We start from the raw sequence: 18,803 nt of genomic DNA on the forward strand, positions 1-18,803 counted from the left end.
TACTCAAACCGCTTATGTGGGGAAAATTGGTAATTATCATCGATTATCAACGATTAACCTTGTATAACCGAGATAATATGGCTTAATCATGGTGAATACTTGTATTAGCGAGCTATATGTACAAATATATGACTATAACAGATGGAAATTGACTCATTTTCAGAGAAAAAAAGTAGACAAAATCGTCAATCGATGATTTTGCCTACTTTTTTTTATTTAATGCTTTATCGCGTGTTGAATAATATCGTGCACTTGATCACGCGCTTTCTTACTTTCAAATGCCTTCATATAGTCACGCATTACTGGGGCTGCTTTTGTTAATTCCATAATTTCATGAACAAGAGACGCTTCAGTAAGCTCCTCCTCTTCAAGTACACGGGCATACTTTTTGTCTAAGAAGGAACGGGCATTAATAATTTGATCGCCTCTGCTCGCTTGCCGTGATAAAGGAATTAACAACATCGGAATCCGTAAAGCTAAAAATTCAAAAATTGCATTCGCTCCCGCGCGTGATACGACAAAGTCAGAAGCCGCCAATATGTCTTTAAGTGTTTCATTCACATATTCAAATTGTACATAACCTGTTTGTTTTATCGATGGGTCCGTTTTACCATGACCACAAATATGAATGATTTGAACTGAGTCAAGTAATTGATCGAGCACATTTCTAATCGTATCATTTATTGCTTGTGCGCCACCACTACCACCCATGATGAGTAAGACCGGCTTTTCTTCAGTCAATCCGGTGAGCTCAAGACCTCTTTTTCGATCCCCTTGGAACAGATCATCCCGAATAACAGCACCGACATATTCCGCTTTCTTCTCTGGCAAAAAGGCCATCGTCTCTGGAAACGTTGCGAGGACTTTTTGAACAAATGGAATCGCAATTTTGTTGGCAAGCCCAGGCGTATAATCTGATTCATGGATAATCGTTGGAACGCCTCTTAGCTTAGCAGCAAGAACGACTGGGACCGATACGAAGCCACCTTTTGAGAAAATGACTGCCGGCTTTACACGGCCAATGATACGCCATGCTTGTAATGTTCCCTTTACAACTTTGAATGGGTCTTTTAAATTTTCCTTTGATATATATCGACGCAGTTTCCCTGTTGATATGCCGTGATACGTGACACCTTCAAGAGGTTCAATTAATGTCTTTTCAATCCCATCATGTGATCCAATATAATCAATTTGCCACCCAGCCTGTTGATAAACGGGTATTAAAGCGAGATTAACCATAACATGGCCGGCTGTACCGCCACCCGTAAATAAAATACGTTTGTTATTCATAACAGATTGGCCCCTCTTTCTTATTTCATTGGCTCGCAGTATAATAGCTATTGGAGCCATATTGTCAGACCAATTTCAATGATAATAGAAAATGCACAAAAAAGGAAGTCTTGATATGTATGAAACATCTTCTTTAAGAGAAAAGCTTAAACTATTTGGTATCATTCTCATTCCGATTTTAATCACGCAAGTTAGCATGTTTTTAATGAATTTCTTTGATACCGTTATGTCCGGGCGGGCTGGCGCTGAAGATCTCGCTGGTGTAGCAATTGGCTCAAGCCTCTGGGTACCAGTTTTCACTGGAATTAATGGGGTAATCCTTGCGATAACACCTATTATCGCTCAGCTTGCGGGTGCTAAGGCAACAAAGGACATTCCAAAAAAAGTACAGCAAGGAATTTATTTGGCCGTCGCATTGGCCATTTTTATTTTGATTGTAGGTGCATTTTCGCTTAATCCTGTGTTAGAACGGATGGATCTCGAGCACGACGTTCGTCACACAGCGAAATGGTATTTGATTACGATTAGTACAGGTATTGTCCCGCTGTTTATTTTCAACACGCTGCGCAGCTTTATCGATGCACTCGGGCAAACACGGACATCTATGATGATTATTCTCATCTCTCTTCCCTTAAATGTATGCTTCAATTACATTTTTATTTTTGGAAAGCTTGGTTTACCAGCTTTTGGGGGAATTGGGTCAGGGATTGCCACCGCACTCACTTATTGGCTCGTCTGTATCATCACCGTGTTCGTCGTTCATCGTCTGCGCCCATTTCGAAACTACGGCATATGTCGCAACTGGGACAAACCTGCTTTAAAAGCGTGGGGCGAGCAGCTTAAAATCGGTATTCCAATTGGTGTCGCGATCTTTTTTGAAACGAGTATATTTTCGGCCGTCACCTTGCTCATGAGTGTGTACAGCACATATACAATTGCAGCACATCAGGCGGCTATGAATTTTGCAACGATGCTTTATATGATTCCACTTAGTGTAGGAATGGCTTTAACGATTGCCATTGGTTATGAACTCGGTGCAAATCGTTCCTTCGACGCTAAGGTTTACAGCTATATCGGCTTGGCAAGTGGACTCGGCATCGCTGCATTTGCTGGGGCCGTTCTTTATGTGTTTGATGGACCAGCAGCGGCTTTGTACAATACGAATCCGGAAGTCATTGAGCTCACGAAACAATTTATATTCTATGCGATTTTCTTCCAGCTGGCAGATGCGTTCGGGGCTCCGATACAAGGGGCATTACGCGGATATAAGGATGTCAATGTGACGCTTGTTATTTCACTCATATCATATTGGGTCATTGGCTTACCAAGCGGATGGCTGCTTGCCAATTTCACACCTCTTGAACCGTTTGGCTATTGGGTTGGAATTATAATTGGTTTAAGCTGTGGGGCGGTTGCATTGTTATGGCGATTGTTACACGTACAACGTCATTATGCTCAAGCCAATGACGTGTAACACCAGTTCATTGAATCAAATCCTTATGGAATGCTCGAATGACCTCACCAGACTAGACAAAAGATGGCTGACGCCTGCAGGAACAGCAATGACCAAAGTCGTTCCTACAGAAAGCAACCACCTTTCGTATCAGTCAAATGAACAATCTAATACACATAAAACAAAGTCAGGTCGTCCATCGATTACAAGATGGCTTACCTGACTTTGTTACATTAACTTGGGATGTATCCCAACATCATATTATTATCTTAGATGGCTGGAAAGAATGCCATTTGTAGGGCAAAAATAATACCAAATACATATAAGATCCAATGCACGTCACGCCCTTTTCCAATAACAAGCTTAAGAAGCGGATACGTTATGAATCCGATCGCAATACCTGTTGCAATGCTTGATGTAAGTGGCATTGCAAGAATAATTGCAAAAGCAGGAAATGCATCATCAAACTTTTTCCAATCAATACGTGCTAATCCATCCATCATTAAACATCCGACAATAATTAAAACAGGGGCTGTAATCGCCGGCGAATTGGCAATCGCCTCGATCACTGGTTTAAAGAACATAGATACAGCAAACAATGCAGCAACGACGAGTGCTGTAAGTCCGGTTCTTCCGCCAGCAGCCACACCTGAAGTAGATTCGACATAAGCCGTAGATGGGCTTGTTCCAAACATCGCTCCAACTGACGTTGCTGTTGCATCAGCTAACAGAGCTGATTTTGCCCGTGGCATCTGACCATTTTTCAAGAAGCCCGCACGTTCAGCCACACCGATCAATGTCCCCGTTGTATCAAATATTGTAACAAGCAAAAATGCAAACACAACAGTATATAGACCATTAGCAAACACGCCTGTAACATCCATATCAAATATAACAGGCATAGGTGGCATTGCTGCTATACCTTGACTCTCAAGCTGACCAGTAAAAAAGCCAATGACGCCAGTGATGAGCATCCCGATAAACAAAGCACCGTTAACCTTTCGCACAATAAGAATGAGTGTGATCAGCAGTCCAACAAGGGTCAACAGTGTAACCGGATTGTGAAAATCACCAAGTCCTACCATATTAATTTGATCCTCAACGACAATACCCGATGATTTTAATCCGATAAATGCAATAAACAATCCGATTCCCGACGTAATACCGTACTTTAAAGCTGGTGGAATTGCGCCAATCAGCACTTCGCGGAAATTTGTCAAACTGAGCAAGACAAATAAGATACCAGCCATAAACACTGCACCCAGCACGACTTGATATGAAAATCCCTGTGCTGCTACAACACTCGCAAAATAAGCGTTAAGTCCCATGCCTGGCGCAATTGCAATTGGATAATTTGCGCATAACGCCATAATGACCGTTCCAACGACTGCTGCAATAATCGTTGCCATAAATACTTGATCAAACGGAATGCCAGCGGCTGACAAAATAGCCGGATTCACAACAATGATGTAAACCATCGTCAAAAAAGTTGTCACACCTGCAACTATTTCTGTTCGTAGATTGGTGTTGTTTTCTTTTAACTTAAAAAATGTATTCATATAATAGCACTCCAATTTCCGAATTTAAAAACCAACATAACCAATCATATTCGCTTTTTGACATTAGATCAAGAGTTTTTTTTATTTTTAAGGGTTTATATTGACTAAACCCGTATATAAAGGTCATAAAAACTACTCATTGTCCGGATTACGATAATCAAGAGCCAGTAATAGCATCGATTTTCCTCTTTCACAACAGGATGCATGTTATATATTTCACCCATACAAAAAACCCGTTCACGCGCTGTGTCGTAAACGGGTTTTGTACGATATATAAACGGATCATTAACCTTCTAATAACAAATCATACGGATCTTCTAGCAATTCCTTAATTCTAACAAGGAACTGAACAGCATCTTTACCATCAACAATCCGGTGGTCATAGGACAACGCAATATACATCATCGGACATACTTGGATCGAATCATCCGGCATGACCATTGCACGCTTTTGGATATTATGCATACCGAGAATGCCGACTTGTGGGGCATTCAATATTGGTGTTGACAGCATTGAACCAAAGATACCACCGTTTGTAATTGTGAATGTGCCACCTTGCAAGTCACTTAAGCCAAGCTTGTTGTCACGTGCTTTTTTACCGAGATTGCTAATTTCCTTTTCAATACCAGCAAAATCAAGACGGTCGGCATCACGCACAACAGGAACGACGAGCCCGTCATCAGTAGATACAGCAATACCGATGTCGTAAAATTTCTTTAGAACGAGTTCATTGCCTTGAATTTCTGCGTTAAGTAATGGGAAGTCTTTCAAAGCACCGACGACTGCTTTTGTAAAGAAAGACATAAAACCGAGCTTCACGTCGTGTTTTTCTAAAAACTTATCCTTTCGTTCAGAACGAAGCTTCATGACCTCCGTTAAATCGACTTCGTTAAATGTCGTCAGCATAGCGGCTTCATGCTGTGCCTCGACGAGACGGTTAGCAATCGTCTGACGGCGGCGCGTCATTTTCACACGTTCAACCGGCTTGGTAAATTCTGTTTTCTCAGTTGCTTTAGGGGCAGATTTTTTAGTGTCTGACTGTTTTTGATCCTGCTTCTTGCTTGCAGCAGCCTCTACATCCTCTGGTCGCACACGGCCGAGTGGATCACGTGGCTGAATAGAATTGAGATCAATATTGAGTTCCCGTGCTCGCTTTCTAGCTGCTGGTGAGGCGATGACATGGTTCTGTTCATCCGTTGGCTCACTTGACGGCTCTTCTTGTACGGGGTGTTGTGATGGTTGCTCAACTTCAACTTCCGAATGCTGTGCCACTGGTGTTTCAGCATTCGATTGTTCAACAGATGCACCAGCTTCTGCGGCCTCATCCACTTTAGCGATGACGTCACCAACTTCCACATCATCACCTTCTTGATGAAGAATTTCCACTAAAACGCCAGCATGATCGGCATTGACTTCTACATTCACCTTATCCGTCTCTAACTCAACAATCGGGTCGCCTTTTTCTACTTTATCGCCTTTTTTAACCAACCATTCAGAAATTGTCCCTTCTGTAATGGATTCAGCCAGTTCTGGAATTTTAATTTCTTTCACTGAAATCTCCCCCTTTGAACGGATTAATCGCTTGTTGAATGATGTGTTGTTGTTCAGCTTTATGAATGTTCGGTTCGCCAACAGCTGGTGATGATCGATCAGGTCGGCCAATATACTTCAGTGACTGCCCTTCCTTTAGTGCACCCCTTAAGTAATCATCAACAAAATCCCAGCTCCCCATGTTTTTCGGTTCTTCCTGTACCCACACAATTTCCTTTAAATTAGGCAATGCTTTAATTTCTTTTTGCAGCTCTTTTATCGGAAATGGGTATATTTGCTCGAGTCGAAGCGCACGCAGCCAGCTATATGTTTCATCGGACTGTTCAAGTGCTTCTTCAATATCCACCATGATTTTTCCTGTCCCAATTAAAAGGCGTGTCGCATTTTTCTTTGATACTTTCAAATTAGGCTGATCACGCAATGGTTGAAAACGCCCCTCAGAAAACGCCTGAGCTGGTGATGCCACACGTTGATTTCTTAACAAGCTTTTTGGTGACATCACAATAAGTGGTCTTGCTTCTTCACGACCGCGCATTGCAGCTTGCCGACGCATTAAATGGAAAAATTGCGCAGCTGAAGTGACGTTCGCAACAATCCAGTTATTTTCAGCAGCCATTTGTAAAAACCGTTCCAATCGTGCACTAGAATGCTCAGGCCCTTGCCCTTCATAGCCGTGTGGCAAAAGCATAACCATATTGGACACGTCGCCCCATTTTGCGCGTGCTGAAGAAATGAATTGGTCAAAGATCACTTGGCCGGCATTGGCAAAATCACCAAACTGGGCTTCCCAAATGACCAACGTTTTCGGAGACTGAACGCTATAGCCATACTCAAAGCCAAGTACGCCTGCTTCAGATAATGGGCTATTGCGAATATCAAACGACACTTCTACATCTGTCAGTCCGTGAAGTGGTGAATACGTATCTCCAGTTTTAATATCATGCAAAACCATATGGCGATGCGCAAATGTGCCGCGTTCAGAGTCCTGCCCTGTTAAACGAATTGGAATGCCATCACTTAAAATAGACGCATACGTTAATGCTTCGCCTGCTCCCCAATCTACTTTATTGCCATCCTCAAGCATCTGTTCACGGCGTTTCAAGATTTTTTCCAGCTTCTTAAATGGTGTAAAACCTTCAGGACGCTGCAACAATTCTTTATTTAATTGCTTTAGCTTTTCAAGTGGAAACGTCGTATCAAAGTGATCAATGCCATTTGTGAGTGCTTTTGGCATTGCAGGCGGTTCTAGTTTAGACGCGGCTTCCTCTTTCATGCCTACATAAATATTACGAAGTTCATCTTGAATCGTCTTTTTGACCGCTTCAAAATGAGCCTGATCAATCACACCAGTATTTTGTAATTTCTCTGCAAATACATGTGCTGCCGTTGGGTGGTTATCAATATCTTGATAAAGCTGCGGTTGTGTCGTTCTTGGTTCATCCATCTCATTATGACCATAACGGCGATAGCCAACAAGATCGATCAAAAAGTCTTTATGAAACGTTTGTCGGTATTCATATGCCATTTTAACAGCGTTGATACACGCAATCGGATCATCTGCATTCACATGGATAATTGGTATTTCGAAGCCTTTAGCCAAATCACTCGCATACCGTGTTGAACGCCCTTCATGGCGGTTTGTTGTATAGCCGACTAAATTATTCGCGATAAGGTGAACGGTTCCACCAGTATCATAGCCTGGTAAATTACTTAAATTTAGCGTTTCCGCAACGACACCTTCACCGATAAAAGCTGCATCACCATGAATGAGCACCGGAAAGGCTTTATTCATATCTTGTTTCGGGTAGCCCTTAGCAGATCGATCATCTTGGCCAGCGCGGGCAAATCCTTCAACCACAGGATTCACAAATTCTAAATGCGATGGATTATTTGCAAGGGTAACACGCGTCGTAAATTCATCACCATTTGGCACGTCCTTCACTGCGCCAAAATGATATTTCACATCACCAGTCCAGCCGTAATTGATCCCTCTTGAGCCTTCAGATGGGATTAATTCTTTGTTTGGCGAGTGGTGAAACTCAGAAAATATTTTGTCGAACGGCTTACCAAGCACATGTGCTAAAACACTTAGACGGCCACGGTGTGCCATTCCCATCATAATATGTTCAACTTTATCTTTCGTCGCATACTTCACAAGTCTATCTAACATTGGTACCATTGCTTCAAGTCCCTCAATCGAGAAACGCTTTTGACCGACAAATGTTTTTTGTAAAAACTGCTCAAACCCCTCTACCTGGGCCAGTCGTTCTAAAAGCTGAAGTTTCTCCTCTTTCGACGGATCAAAGCGATGTGAATCAGATTCGATTCTTTCGAGAAGCCATTGCCGCTCCTCATCATTGTTAACATGGTCAAATTCAAACGTAATCGGCCCTGAATAACACGATTTCAAATAACGAATGACGTCAAGTCCATTCTCAACCTCTGTCGGTGCTTGTTCCCATAGCCATTCAGCTGGGATGCTGCGCAAATCGTCATCCGTCAAGTCGTATGATGCTGCTTGTACAAGCTCTGATTGACGCTCTCTTGCACCTACTGGATAAATCTTTGCCCCTAGATGCCCAAAACGACGAATAGCCTCAACAAGCTTCATTGCTGAGGTAAGCTTTTTAACATGGTCAATTGACGAAAAAGCTGATGTCTCTTGGACCGTGTTCCCGGACAGCCAATCCGGTGCGCCGTATGTGTCAAACACATCTTTAATTGATGGTTCAACACTATTGGGATCTTTTTTATACAGATCAAACTGTTCTTCAATATACCCCCGATTTGGACCGTGAAAATCTCCCCAGAATCTCTCAAAAGATTCTTCATTCTGTGTCACGTCATATACCCCCATTAGATGTTAACATTGTGCAAATCCACCTATCATTATAGGCATGTTAAAACATTTCATCAACTATTATCTCTTAAAATATATTTGGAATGATTCATGCTATTCAAATAGGTGTTATGTCGTGAGTGAATCATTGCCATATCAAGTTTTTTCAACGACTTGACCTTTTTTAGTGCTTGGTCATTTTCACATTGATTGATTGAAATAACGGTTCGTAGTTCACATTAAACAATGAATCAGCTATAATGGACTCGAAATGATACGTTAAGCATTTCATTGATTTCACGTTTCATCAAGCTGGGATCTCTTTTCCTATTGACTGAAGGTGAACACCTTCCCGATTATACACGGCATTCATTATCACATCATCTTGATGCGGTCATGATGAAGTGGTACGAACCGTTTAACGGGAGCGACATGGAAGTTAATCATAAGGGGGGCCATGTTCATGAAGCTTGCACTTTTAGCTGGGGTTATTGTTGTGTTTATTACATCTTGTTTCACAGCAGGCTATGAAGCAAAACCTGGAGTACCAAAGAAAAGTCAATAACACATGTCAAAAAAACTGCCGTGCAACTCATATTGCCGGCAGTTTTTTCTGTTTAAACAGGTGCACAATTCCGCTCTCTTATCGTCAAATCATGATGCTATTTTCATACAAGGCCCGGAAAGCCTTGTTGACGTAATACTTCATAAATCAAAATTGCCGCCGTATTAGAGAGGTTTAGAGACCTAACCTTATCGTTCATATGGATCCGTAAACATTTATCCTCTTTTCCGTTTAATAAAGACACCGGGATTCCATCTGTTTCACGTCCAAATACAAAAAACAACTCTTGATCCGTATCACTAAAATCAAAGTCAGTGTAATGCTTTGTACCAAAATTCTCGATATAGTAAAAGTCACCATTTGGATATGTGCGATACAGCTCATCCATGGAATTGTATTCACGTATATCGACATGCTGCCAGTAATCCAGACCAGCTCGACGTACCATACGATCGTCTGTTGAAAATCCTAGAGGGTGTATAAGGTGAAGTGTTGTATCAGTAGCTAAGCATGTTCTAGATATATTACCCGTATTAGCCGGTATTTCTGGTTGATATAATACAATGTGTAAGCTCATTCCATATTCTCCTTAACATGTGCAAACGATTCATAATGGATTCGTCGCTTCTATTTAAAGTTTACAATCTAATCGAACAGAATAAATGCCTCTAATGAAACGTCAACCAATTCGAAAAAATTTATAGTTACACTCGGGCGTCCAAGCAAGGGAATCTTCATACGACCAGTACCGCATTCGACTATTATTCGTATGGGCATTAACGAGTGGCATGTTATCGATATCTTTTGCCACAACGATTGTATTATGGTCCCATCTTCCGTCGCCTTCAAAATCATAACAAATAACGTCACCAGGCATTAGCTCAGAAGGCTGCTCTACTTCTGCACCTTTCAGTCCTGTCGTTGAACCACTTAAGTACCAGCGTAGCGAATGAGCAACTGCCCAACTGAAGCTCCAGTTGTCATTTTGATACCACCAGCCTTTTGCTCTGTTAGGCGCGCCTCGCATTGGAGCACCTCCTGCATAAAGACATTGTGATACATAATTGGTACAATCAACGTCAAATGTACGATATTGAGGGTTATAGCTATTCCACCAGCGTTCAGCGTACTTCACAGCAGCCTGTCGATCATAGATAAAGCGGTGAGCACGATCCGTTGATATATCCCTTTCAAACACCTTGTTCATGAAATCACTTGTATAGGTCTGCTTCTTCTCGATTGCCCTATGGTTAACGATATCTCCATTATTCAATTCAAAAGAAAATGACTCCGATTCCTCTTCAATATAAATATGGTCACCTTTTTTCAAGACGATCATCATATGCAACATATATTCATACTGCGCACCAACAACAGAACGCACTGTCCGATACAGTTCTCCACTTCCACGAACTTGTATCACACTGTAGCCCCGTTGTTGATAAAGAGATCTTTTTTGATTCCACCAGGCGAGCTCTTGTGATCGTCCTTCACATATATCAAGCCAAAGATGATTTAATCGTTTCAATTCAATCCCCTCCAATCAATGTATGATTGAAAGGTGTCTCATATTATCGATTACGAAAGAAGGTTTGACGCTTTTTCTAATTATAACATGCCCAGGGAATGACGATTAAGTTAAATTGGTCTTCCTCGTGACCAACGCCATTTGTTCGCGCTCATGGGTGAGTAAATACTTCTTCTTATCAAGGCCACCATTATATCCGATTAAATCACCTTTTTTCCCGATAATACGATGGCAAGGTACGGCTATCGAGAAGGGATTTTTGTTAACGGCCCGTCCTACTGCCCGAACGGATTTCGGGTTGCGAATAATTTCAGCAATATCTTTATAAGTTCTTGTCGCGCCATAAGGGACTGTCATATACAAAGCTTGCCACACTTGCTTTTCAAAGTCAGTACCGTAATACTTGAAAGGAAACGAAAAATTAAATGACTTCCCCGCAAAATACCCGCTAAGTTCGCCTGAGGCATGGGCGATTTTTTCATTCGTCTGCTGAATAAACTCTGGCTTATCAAGATGTTTCGCCCCCCAAGCATTGAGCTTAGATTTCAACTCTTGATAAGTGCCGTAATCAATACGGACAATTTCTGAATGTGTACCGACAATTGTGAGAGGACCAATTGGTGTAATCATTTCTTTATAAAATAACGTCATGGTAAAAACCTCTTTTCTCATAAAATTTTATCTAAGACCTATAATTCCTCTCGTTTTGTTTCAAAGGCCAGGCCTTTTTCCATTTCAAATAAAACAGCATCATCTGCCTCAGTTTCCATTGCAGCTCTGATCGCTGCAAATGCTTCTTTCGTCCCAATTTTACCAAGAGACCAAGCAGCTGTCCCGCGAATTACAGGCCGTACATCTTCGTTCATTACTTTTATCATATCAGGGACCGCCGTTGTTTCTTTATAATGACCGAGGGCAAGAAGTGCATTACGCTGCAAAGGCTTTTTCCCTCGCCACGATCCCGAAACATGACCGAACGTTTCTTTAAATTCACGATTAGACATCGTCAACAGAGGAACAAGCTTCGGTTTAGCAACTTCTGGCTCTGGCTCAAATTCAGGGTGTAGATGGAAGTCCACCTGTTTATTGTAAGGGCAGACGACCTGACACGTATCATACCCATATAACGCATTGCCGAGCTTTGAACGATACGTATCGGGCAAAAAATCCTTCGTTTGCGTTAAAAAGGCGAGACATTTTTGAGCGTTAAGACGCCCCCCTTCTACGAGCGCTCCGGTCGGACAGGCATCAATGCATTTCGTGCAATCACCACACCCATCCTCGAGCGGGTGATCGGGTTCAAAGGGGATGTTCGTTAACAACTCACCTAAATAAACAAATGACCCATATTCAGGTGTAATAATTGCCGTGTTTTTACCGCTAAAGCCAATACCAGCACGTTCAGCAACAGCGCGATCGGATAATTCACCCGTATCAACCATTATTTTTGTGATGGCATCGGGTCTTTCACTTTGAATGAATGCTGCTAATTTTTCCAACCGCTCCCTTAGTCCAACATGATAGTCTCGGCCCCAAGACGCACGACAAAAGATACCGCGTCGATTCCCTTTTTCACCTTTAGGTGGACGTTGCATTCGGGAGGGATATGCAATGGCAATCGAAAGAATAGACTGGGCTTCTGGCATTAGTCGTCTTGGTTCAGTTCGTTCTTCAATAGAACCTTTCTCAAAGCCAGATTGATAACCAAGCGTTTCTTGTTCCTTGAGCCGATTTTTGAGCGTACTAAATACGTCAGCCGTCGTAAAGCCAATCTTATCAATGCCAATTGTTTTACTATATGCTATTATTTTTTGCTTCAAATTGTCATGGCTCATTTGGAACACCTCTTTCAACTATAATGTACATATACGTTACTTTAATTGCTTAACATGAGCTGTTCGCATCCGATTCAACACGGCCGCAATTTCATAACGACGTGGCCGCGCTAAGTCCCCAGGGTGAGCATCTCGATAAGTCGTAAACGAGGCTAGCCCCTTTTCGTCAATTTGTGTGTCAATTAAATCGAGTAGTTCAGTTAATGAACGATCTCCCAAGCCGTTCGTTCGATCCAAAAATTGAATGATTTCAGCAATCATTCGCGTTTGTGAAGGATCTACGAGTTGCTCAGTATGATCAAAGGATATGTTTGACTGTCCCATGACGATGGTGGTTAAGCCCTTTGCTTGTGTCTTTGAGCGTTTCCCTTTTTTCGTCTGTAAGCTTTTTTGTTCAAAGCTTCTAGCTGTAATCAAACCAAATGACTGCTCTAAAGCAGTTATTGAAGGAAGAGGCTCTTTTTCAATAATCGCTTTTGCTTGTTCTGTTACATCATAAAGGTGATATTCATCCATCATAATAACCGTATCAGCAACAGAAAAATAATCTCCTGAGCCACCCATTACGAGAACCGTTGAGAGATCAAGCGCGTTCTTTAACTGATTAATCTTTTGAATAAATGGGGTAATCGGTTCTTTTTCTTGTTGTACAAGTTGCTGCATCCGATGATCTCGAATCATAAAATTCGTGGCGCTCGTATCTTCATCAATTAAGAGAGTCGATGCTCCAACTTCTAATGCTTCTATGACATTTGCAGCTTGTGACGTGCTGCCACTTGCATTGTCTGTTGTAAAACATGTTGTCTGTTGCGCATGAGGTAAATTATTGATAAAAGGGGAGATGTCGACCGCTGTTATTTTCCGCCCATCCTCTGCCCTAATTTTAACTGCATCAGGATCCGTTAGAACATATTCACGACCATCACCAGCCGTGTGATGATAGACACCTCGCTCTATCGCCTGAAGTAACGTACTCTTACCATGATAACCACCACCGACAATTAATGTAATGCCTTTCCTAATTGCCATCCCTTTTAAAGGCGTTGGTCGATGTGGAATTTCAAGGGATACTTCTAGCTCAGTTGGACTTTGAAAAGGGACAGCTCGTTGCATCGGTTCATCACTAACCCCACTCTTGCGTGGCAAAATCGCCTCATTAGCGATAAATGCAATCCAATCATTTTGTCGCATAAGACGACGAATGGCCTGTTGTTGATCAGCGAGCTGTACAGCTTCTTCTATCGCGGTATCGGTAACGGAAAAAACAGAATTCGTTATAACCTCTGGAATGACATGCGTTAATAGTTTAATCGCTTCTCGACCGTTAATACGGCGGCCATTAGCAGGAAGGCCAACAGATAAGCAAACAGTCATTTGATTGTCATGAATTTGAACTGCTGTGCGTTCAAGCACTTCTTGTCCTGGTGCGTCAAATTGGATTCGTCCACTCTTTCCCGAGCCCTTAATAACTGTGTGCTGTTTAGAGACAGCTTGACTGACGGCACGGGCAAATACATCTTCTGCGGCAATTTTACGATATTGTTCACTTAACCACGCGCGTTGAATTGGTCGTTTAAGGCGCGGTATTACGACTCTTATTTTAGATGGCGCCGCAAACGGATCACCTTGAACATGATCGATATATAATCTAGTATGTGTGAAGTCATAGTTTCCCTTTAAATCTTGATATGCTTTGTAGCCTTTTCCATCGATTCGCTGCAACTGTTCTAATAGTTTTTGCATCGTAATCAAATCCCTCGCTTTATCGTTGTTCAATCATTGTACGTCAAACGTGCTATCCCCTAAACTTAGGATACACTTGAGGAGCGGTTGCTACAATTAAAAAACGCAACACCTCGTGTGACATTCACGAGATACTGCGTTGGTATGTATGGAGCGGGTGAAGGGAATCGAACCCTCGTCATCAGCTTGGAAGGCTGAGGTTTTACCATTAAACTACACCCGCATGCTGACATGTCTTATGTTTAACGTGTATTGTATTATAACAGTCTTTATTGAAGCAATCAATCTTTTTTTAAAGGAAAATATGATGAAAAATGGCACAGCTAAATTCATGACTTCATTTAAATACAAAAAGGAATAACGCCCACCTCTTCCATGAACGACTATCCCTTCTAAAAGCTGAATCCATATTAACGCTATAAAACGCAGTGCTCTGCGTGGCACCTGTGACATTGAAGGAGCTGTTCAAAATAAGCTTGATCCTTTATCATAAAATACTTAGAGGCATTATCAACCTTATCTTCTTTTCGCCACTTAGCAACGATACGACTCACCGTCTCACGAGATACACCGATATATTCACTGATATCACGCAGCTTGATCGGCTCTGTAATACGAATACCTTCAGGTGTCACAACGCCATACATGTTAGAATACCTTATAAATATAGAAGCAACCGCTCCTTCAGCACCAAACGCTATAAAATCTCGAATTTTTGAGTATCCAGCTTCTTCGGTTTCGGCCAACCACTTGGCAAACACGAGACTCAACTGACCGTTTTCTTTTAAAACTTCATCAAACTGCTCTTTTTTCAGAACAAGTAACGTACTGTTCTCTAAGGCACAGGCTGAATTATAATACATTTCGCCACTTAATAGGCCAAGTTCACCAAAAACGTCACGTGCACCTCTTGTACACATCGTAATCGTTCGATCTGGCGCGACTTGTTTATAAATGCGGATACGCCCGCTCTTAATTATATATAGGTTATGTACAGGATCTCCTTCTTGGTAAACACATTCTCCCCCTTTTACCGTTTTAGACGTACTTAAATTCAGTAATTGGGCATAATCAGATAACGACAATCGATCTAACAAGCGTTCCATCCTTTCCGCCTCCCTGTAGAATATGAGAGCATTATATCATAACTGTACTATAATAGTCTGTGAAGTTTATCACAAAGATAGTACAATTAAGCTATTATTCTTTACACATGATTAAAAATGTAATTTAATATAGTCTAATATGCTAAGGAGGCTGAACATGTCTATTTACCCAATTATTTTGTCGCAAACCACATTTACACATAAGGACAACCTCACGTACCCTTTTGAAGAACGTGGTTTGCAATTTGGTGATGGTATTTATGAAGTCGTTCGTATTTATAACGGACAATATGATTTATTTGAAGAGCATTTAAATAGACTCTTCCGATCAGCTGAAGCGATTCAGCTTGAGCTCCCATTTACGAAAGAGCAACTCGCACAATTACTTATGGAGCTCCTTAAGAAAAATGACATGACAGCCGATGGTATTATCTATTTGCAAGCTACACGTGGCTCTGCACCACGGAATCATGTATTTCCAAAGGAAGCCTCCACAAATGTATATGCTTATGTGCGTGATTTACCGCGCAATGAGACAAATCAAGCAAATGGCGTCTGCACAATAACTCAGCCGGATGAACGCTGGCGCAATTGCTATATTAAAAGTTTAAATTTGCTTCCTAACGTTCTCGCAAAACAAGCCGCCACAGAAAAAGGGTGCTACGAAGCGATTTTGCATCTTGATGGTGAGGTAACAGAATGTGCTTCATCTAATGTGTACATGATTAAATCCGGCAAAATATACACATACCCTGCGACAAATCGCATTTTAAAAGGGTGTGTTCGAATTCGTGTGCATAATTATGCGGATGAGATAGGTGTACCATTCATTGAAGAAAGCTTTTCAACCGAAGCAATTGCTTCAGCTGATGAGCTGTTCTTATCAAGTACAACATCGGAAATATTACCAATTACGAAAGTGGATGATACGGTCATTGCCAATGGTCGCCCTGGTCCAATTACGAGACAGCTCCAGAAGCGATTTGAACAACAAATTGAACAGTACAGATCGTGTACAACTGAATACACGAAATGACTTGAACACGTAGACACCCGGATGCATAGGATTGCATCCGGTTTTTTTACCATATCAATAAAATTTGTTAAATTTAAAAATGCTCAAATCAATCATTGATTCGTTACCCGAAATAGTTTAGAATAAAGAAAACTTCATCAAATCTGATTTAATATGGGAGGAATTTGAATGACCGTACAGAAACAGCGAGCAATTAAAGCCGATGACTTTAAAGAACTGGCGATATTTAGTGATCCACAAGTATCACCAGATGGTAATGGTTATACATTCATCTCCACGACTGCAACGGACAAGGACACATATGAATCACACATCTTTTACCAGGATCTACATAAAAACGAGCCTAAACAATGGACATTCACCAAGGGCAAACAAAGCCATCAACGATTTTCACCGGACGGAAACTACATCGTTTTCCAATCTACTCGAAGCGGTGTACCTCAGTTATGGCTATTACCGGTTGATGGTGGTGAAGCTAGACAGTTAACGACTTTCAAAAATGGAGCAACTGGCCCAGAATGGTCTAAAGACGGCCAATCAATTATCTTCACGGCCATGCTTGATGCGGACGACGATGTCCAAAATCAAAAGGAACTGTCAAAAGAAGAAAGACAACAGGAACAAGAAGAACTGAAGAAAAAGCCACTCATCGTCGACAGACTGAAATACAAGTCAGACGGAAGGGGATTTCATGATCGAAAACGCAGTCACATTATTTTATATGATGTAAAAAACGAATCCTTCACACAGCTCACGTCAGGTGATGCGGATCATTTTGTCCAAGACATATCTCCAGATGGCAAGACAATTGTATTTGCTGCGAACTTAAATGATGATGCCGATCGTGAACTGTTTCTCGATCTATATACTCTAGATATCGCATCGAAACATATTGAAAAATTGACAAACGGAAAAGGCAGTTTCGCTGGAGCTGTATTTTCACCTTGTGGCTCAAAATTGGCTTGTCTCGGTCATGAACAGCAATATAAAGGCGCAACTTTAAATGATCTTTATGTATTCGATTTAAAAAGTGGAGATCATACATGCCTCAGTTCAGATTGGGATTTTCAAATCGGTGATGCCATGATTGGGGATACACGTCTTGGCGAGTCAGATACAGGTCCTGTCTGGTCTCTTGACGGTGAACGACTTTACTTTATTGGTACGGATCAAGGTGCAACAGGACTTTATGAGGTGTCCATGGACGGTGCGTTGAAAACGATTTATACGCGGAACAACCACGTCTTTGGTTTTTCATATCATCCAGCAGCACATACATTTATCATTGGCATCAGTACGCCGACAGATCCAGGCAATTTTTATAAACTAGATGGAGACGGACATTTTGAACAAATAACGATGGCGAATGCAGAATTTCTAGCCGACGTACACCTTGCTGAACCAGAGGAACTGACGGTAACGGCTGAGGATGGCTGGACAATTCAAGGGTGGCTATTGAAGCCTTATGGATTTGAAGAAGGCAAAAAATATCCATTTGTCCTGGAAGTTCACGGCGGTCCACACGCGATGTACGGGCAAACATTTTTCCATGAAATGCAGCTTCTTGCAGCCAAGGGCTATGTCGTCTTGTATACAAACCCACGTGGTAGTCACGGATACGGACAAGCCTTTGTTGACGCGTGCCGCACCGACTATGGTGGAAAAGACTATACGGACCTCATGAGCGCAGTCGATTACGTCTTAGAGACATACAGCTTTATCGATGAAAATCGTCTCGGTGTCACTGGTGGCAGCTACGGTGGCTTTATGACGAATTGGATCGTCGGTCATACAAATCGCTTTAAAGCAGCCGTCACCCAGCGTTCAATCAGTAATTGGCTTAGCTTCTATGGCGTCAGTGATATCGGGTTCTTCTTCACAGAATGGGAGCATGGGCTCAATCTGCTTGACGATCCAGCCAAGCTATGGGATATTTCGCCATTAAAATATGCCGGCAACGTTGAGACACCTTTGTTAATTTTGCATGGCGAGCTTGATTTCCGTTGTCCGATTGAACAAGGTGAGCAATTGTTCATCACACTGAAGCATCTTGGAAAAGACGTCGAATTCGTACGCTTCCCTGGTGCCAACCATGAATTAAGCAGAAGTGGTGACCCAGACATGCGTATTGAGCGCTTGAACCACATTTGCCGCTGGTTCGACCACTATTTATAAGATCATGTATGAATTGATATGATCCAACAAGGAAAAGGAAGTAACCGCATTCTTTCGGTTACTTCCTTCTTACATTTAATCCATGACAGCAGCATAACCTATAACACATGCAGCGCCACAAAC

At 41.8% G+C, this 18,803-nt stretch carries 13 protein-coding genes and 1 tRNA gene; 3 read left to right on the forward strand and 11 right to left on the reverse strand.

Going from position 1 to position 18,803, the window contains the following annotated elements; all coding sequences use genetic code 11:
- Window positions 1–216 precede the first annotated feature (216 nt).
- On the reverse strand, window positions 217–1,290 hold the full coding sequence (locus HPC67_RS03705) for an undecaprenyldiphospho-muramoylpentapeptide beta-N-acetylglucosaminyltransferase (protein ID WP_217586074.1): 1,074 nt from the start codon (window positions 1,288–1,290) through the stop codon (window positions 217–219).
- 115 nt (window positions 1,291–1,405) lie between these two features.
- Here HPC67_RS03705 and HPC67_RS03710 point away from each other — a divergent pair, with 115 nt between their 5' ends.
- Window positions 1,406–2,764 carry an MATE family efflux transporter gene (locus tag HPC67_RS03710; protein ID WP_217586075.1) on the forward strand — a complete coding sequence of 453 codons (1,359 nt, stop codon included), beginning with the start codon at window positions 1,406–1,408 and terminating at the stop codon, window positions 2,762–2,764.
- 248 nt (window positions 2,765–3,012) lie between these two features.
- Here the strand turns inward: HPC67_RS03710 and HPC67_RS03715 are convergent, their stop codons facing one another.
- From HPC67_RS03715 to HPC67_RS03760, 10 genes are all read right to left on the reverse strand, one after another.
- The gene (locus HPC67_RS03715; protein ID WP_217586076.1) at window positions 3,013–4,302 is read right to left on the reverse strand and encodes an NCS2 family permease; all 1,290 of its coding nucleotides are present in this window, start codon (window positions 4,300–4,302) and stop codon (window positions 3,013–3,015) included.
- 285 nt (window positions 4,303–4,587) lie between these two features.
- Complete coding sequence (gene odhB, locus HPC67_RS03720; protein WP_217586077.1) at window positions 4,588–5,853, reverse strand: 2-oxoglutarate dehydrogenase complex dihydrolipoyllysine-residue succinyltransferase; 1,266 nt, start codon at window positions 5,851–5,853, stop codon at window positions 4,588–4,590.
- Window positions 5,840–8,695, reverse strand: coding sequence for a 2-oxoglutarate dehydrogenase E1 component (locus HPC67_RS03725; protein ID WP_217586078.1), 2,856 nt, complete (start codon window positions 8,693–8,695; stop codon window positions 5,840–5,842). The genes odhB and HPC67_RS03725 overlap by 14 nt, the downstream gene beginning before the upstream one ends.
- 665 nt (window positions 8,696–9,360) lie before the next feature.
- A complete protein-coding gene (trmL, locus tag HPC67_RS03730) occupies window positions 9,361–9,834 on the reverse strand; it encodes a tRNA (uridine(34)/cytosine(34)/5-carboxymethylaminomethyluridine(34)-2'-O)-methyltransferase TrmL (protein WP_217586079.1) in 474 nt (157 codons plus the stop codon).
- Window positions 9,835–9,936: 102 nt separating this feature from the next.
- Entirely contained in the window at window positions 9,937–10,785 is an 849-nt protein-coding gene (locus HPC67_RS03735; protein WP_217586080.1) for an amidase domain-containing protein, read from the reverse strand.
- Between the two features lie 105 nt (window positions 10,786–10,890).
- Complete coding sequence (locus HPC67_RS03740; RefSeq protein ID WP_217586081.1) at window positions 10,891–11,436, reverse strand: methylated-DNA--[protein]-cysteine S-methyltransferase; 546 nt, start codon at window positions 11,434–11,436, stop codon at window positions 10,891–10,893.
- 38 nt (window positions 11,437–11,474) lie between these two features.
- On the reverse strand, window positions 11,475–12,620 hold the full coding sequence (queG, locus tag HPC67_RS03745; RefSeq protein ID WP_217586082.1) for a tRNA epoxyqueuosine(34) reductase QueG: 1,146 nt from the start codon (window positions 12,618–12,620) through the stop codon (window positions 11,475–11,477).
- 36 nt (window positions 12,621–12,656) lie between these two features.
- On the reverse strand, window positions 12,657–14,363 hold the full coding sequence (locus HPC67_RS03750) for an ABC-ATPase domain-containing protein (protein ID WP_217586083.1): 1,707 nt from the start codon (window positions 14,361–14,363) through the stop codon (window positions 12,657–12,659).
- 149 nt (window positions 14,364–14,512) lie between these two features.
- Window positions 14,513–14,586 (reverse strand) — tRNA-Gly (locus HPC67_RS03755).
- 193 nt (window positions 14,587–14,779) lie between these two features.
- Complete coding sequence (locus HPC67_RS03760; RefSeq protein ID WP_217586084.1) at window positions 14,780–15,469, reverse strand: Crp/Fnr family transcriptional regulator; 690 nt, start codon at window positions 15,467–15,469, stop codon at window positions 14,780–14,782.
- A 157-nt stretch (window positions 15,470–15,626) separates the two neighbouring features.
- Here HPC67_RS03760 and dat point away from each other — a divergent pair, with 157 nt between their 5' ends.
- On the forward strand, window positions 15,627–16,505 hold the full coding sequence (dat, locus tag HPC67_RS03765; protein WP_217586085.1) for a D-amino-acid transaminase: 879 nt from the start codon (window positions 15,627–15,629) through the stop codon (window positions 16,503–16,505).
- 168 nt (window positions 16,506–16,673) lie between these two features.
- Window positions 16,674–18,680, forward strand: coding sequence for a S9 family peptidase (locus tag HPC67_RS03770; RefSeq protein WP_217586086.1), 2,007 nt, complete (start codon window positions 16,674–16,676; stop codon window positions 18,678–18,680).
- Window positions 18,681–18,803: the final 123 nt, after the last annotated feature.

The organism is Lentibacillus saliphilus (genome assembly GCF_019093865.1).
In the GTDB taxonomy this organism is placed as follows: domain Bacteria; phylum Bacillota; class Bacilli; order Bacillales; family Amphibacillaceae; genus Lentibacillus_B; species Lentibacillus_B saliphilus.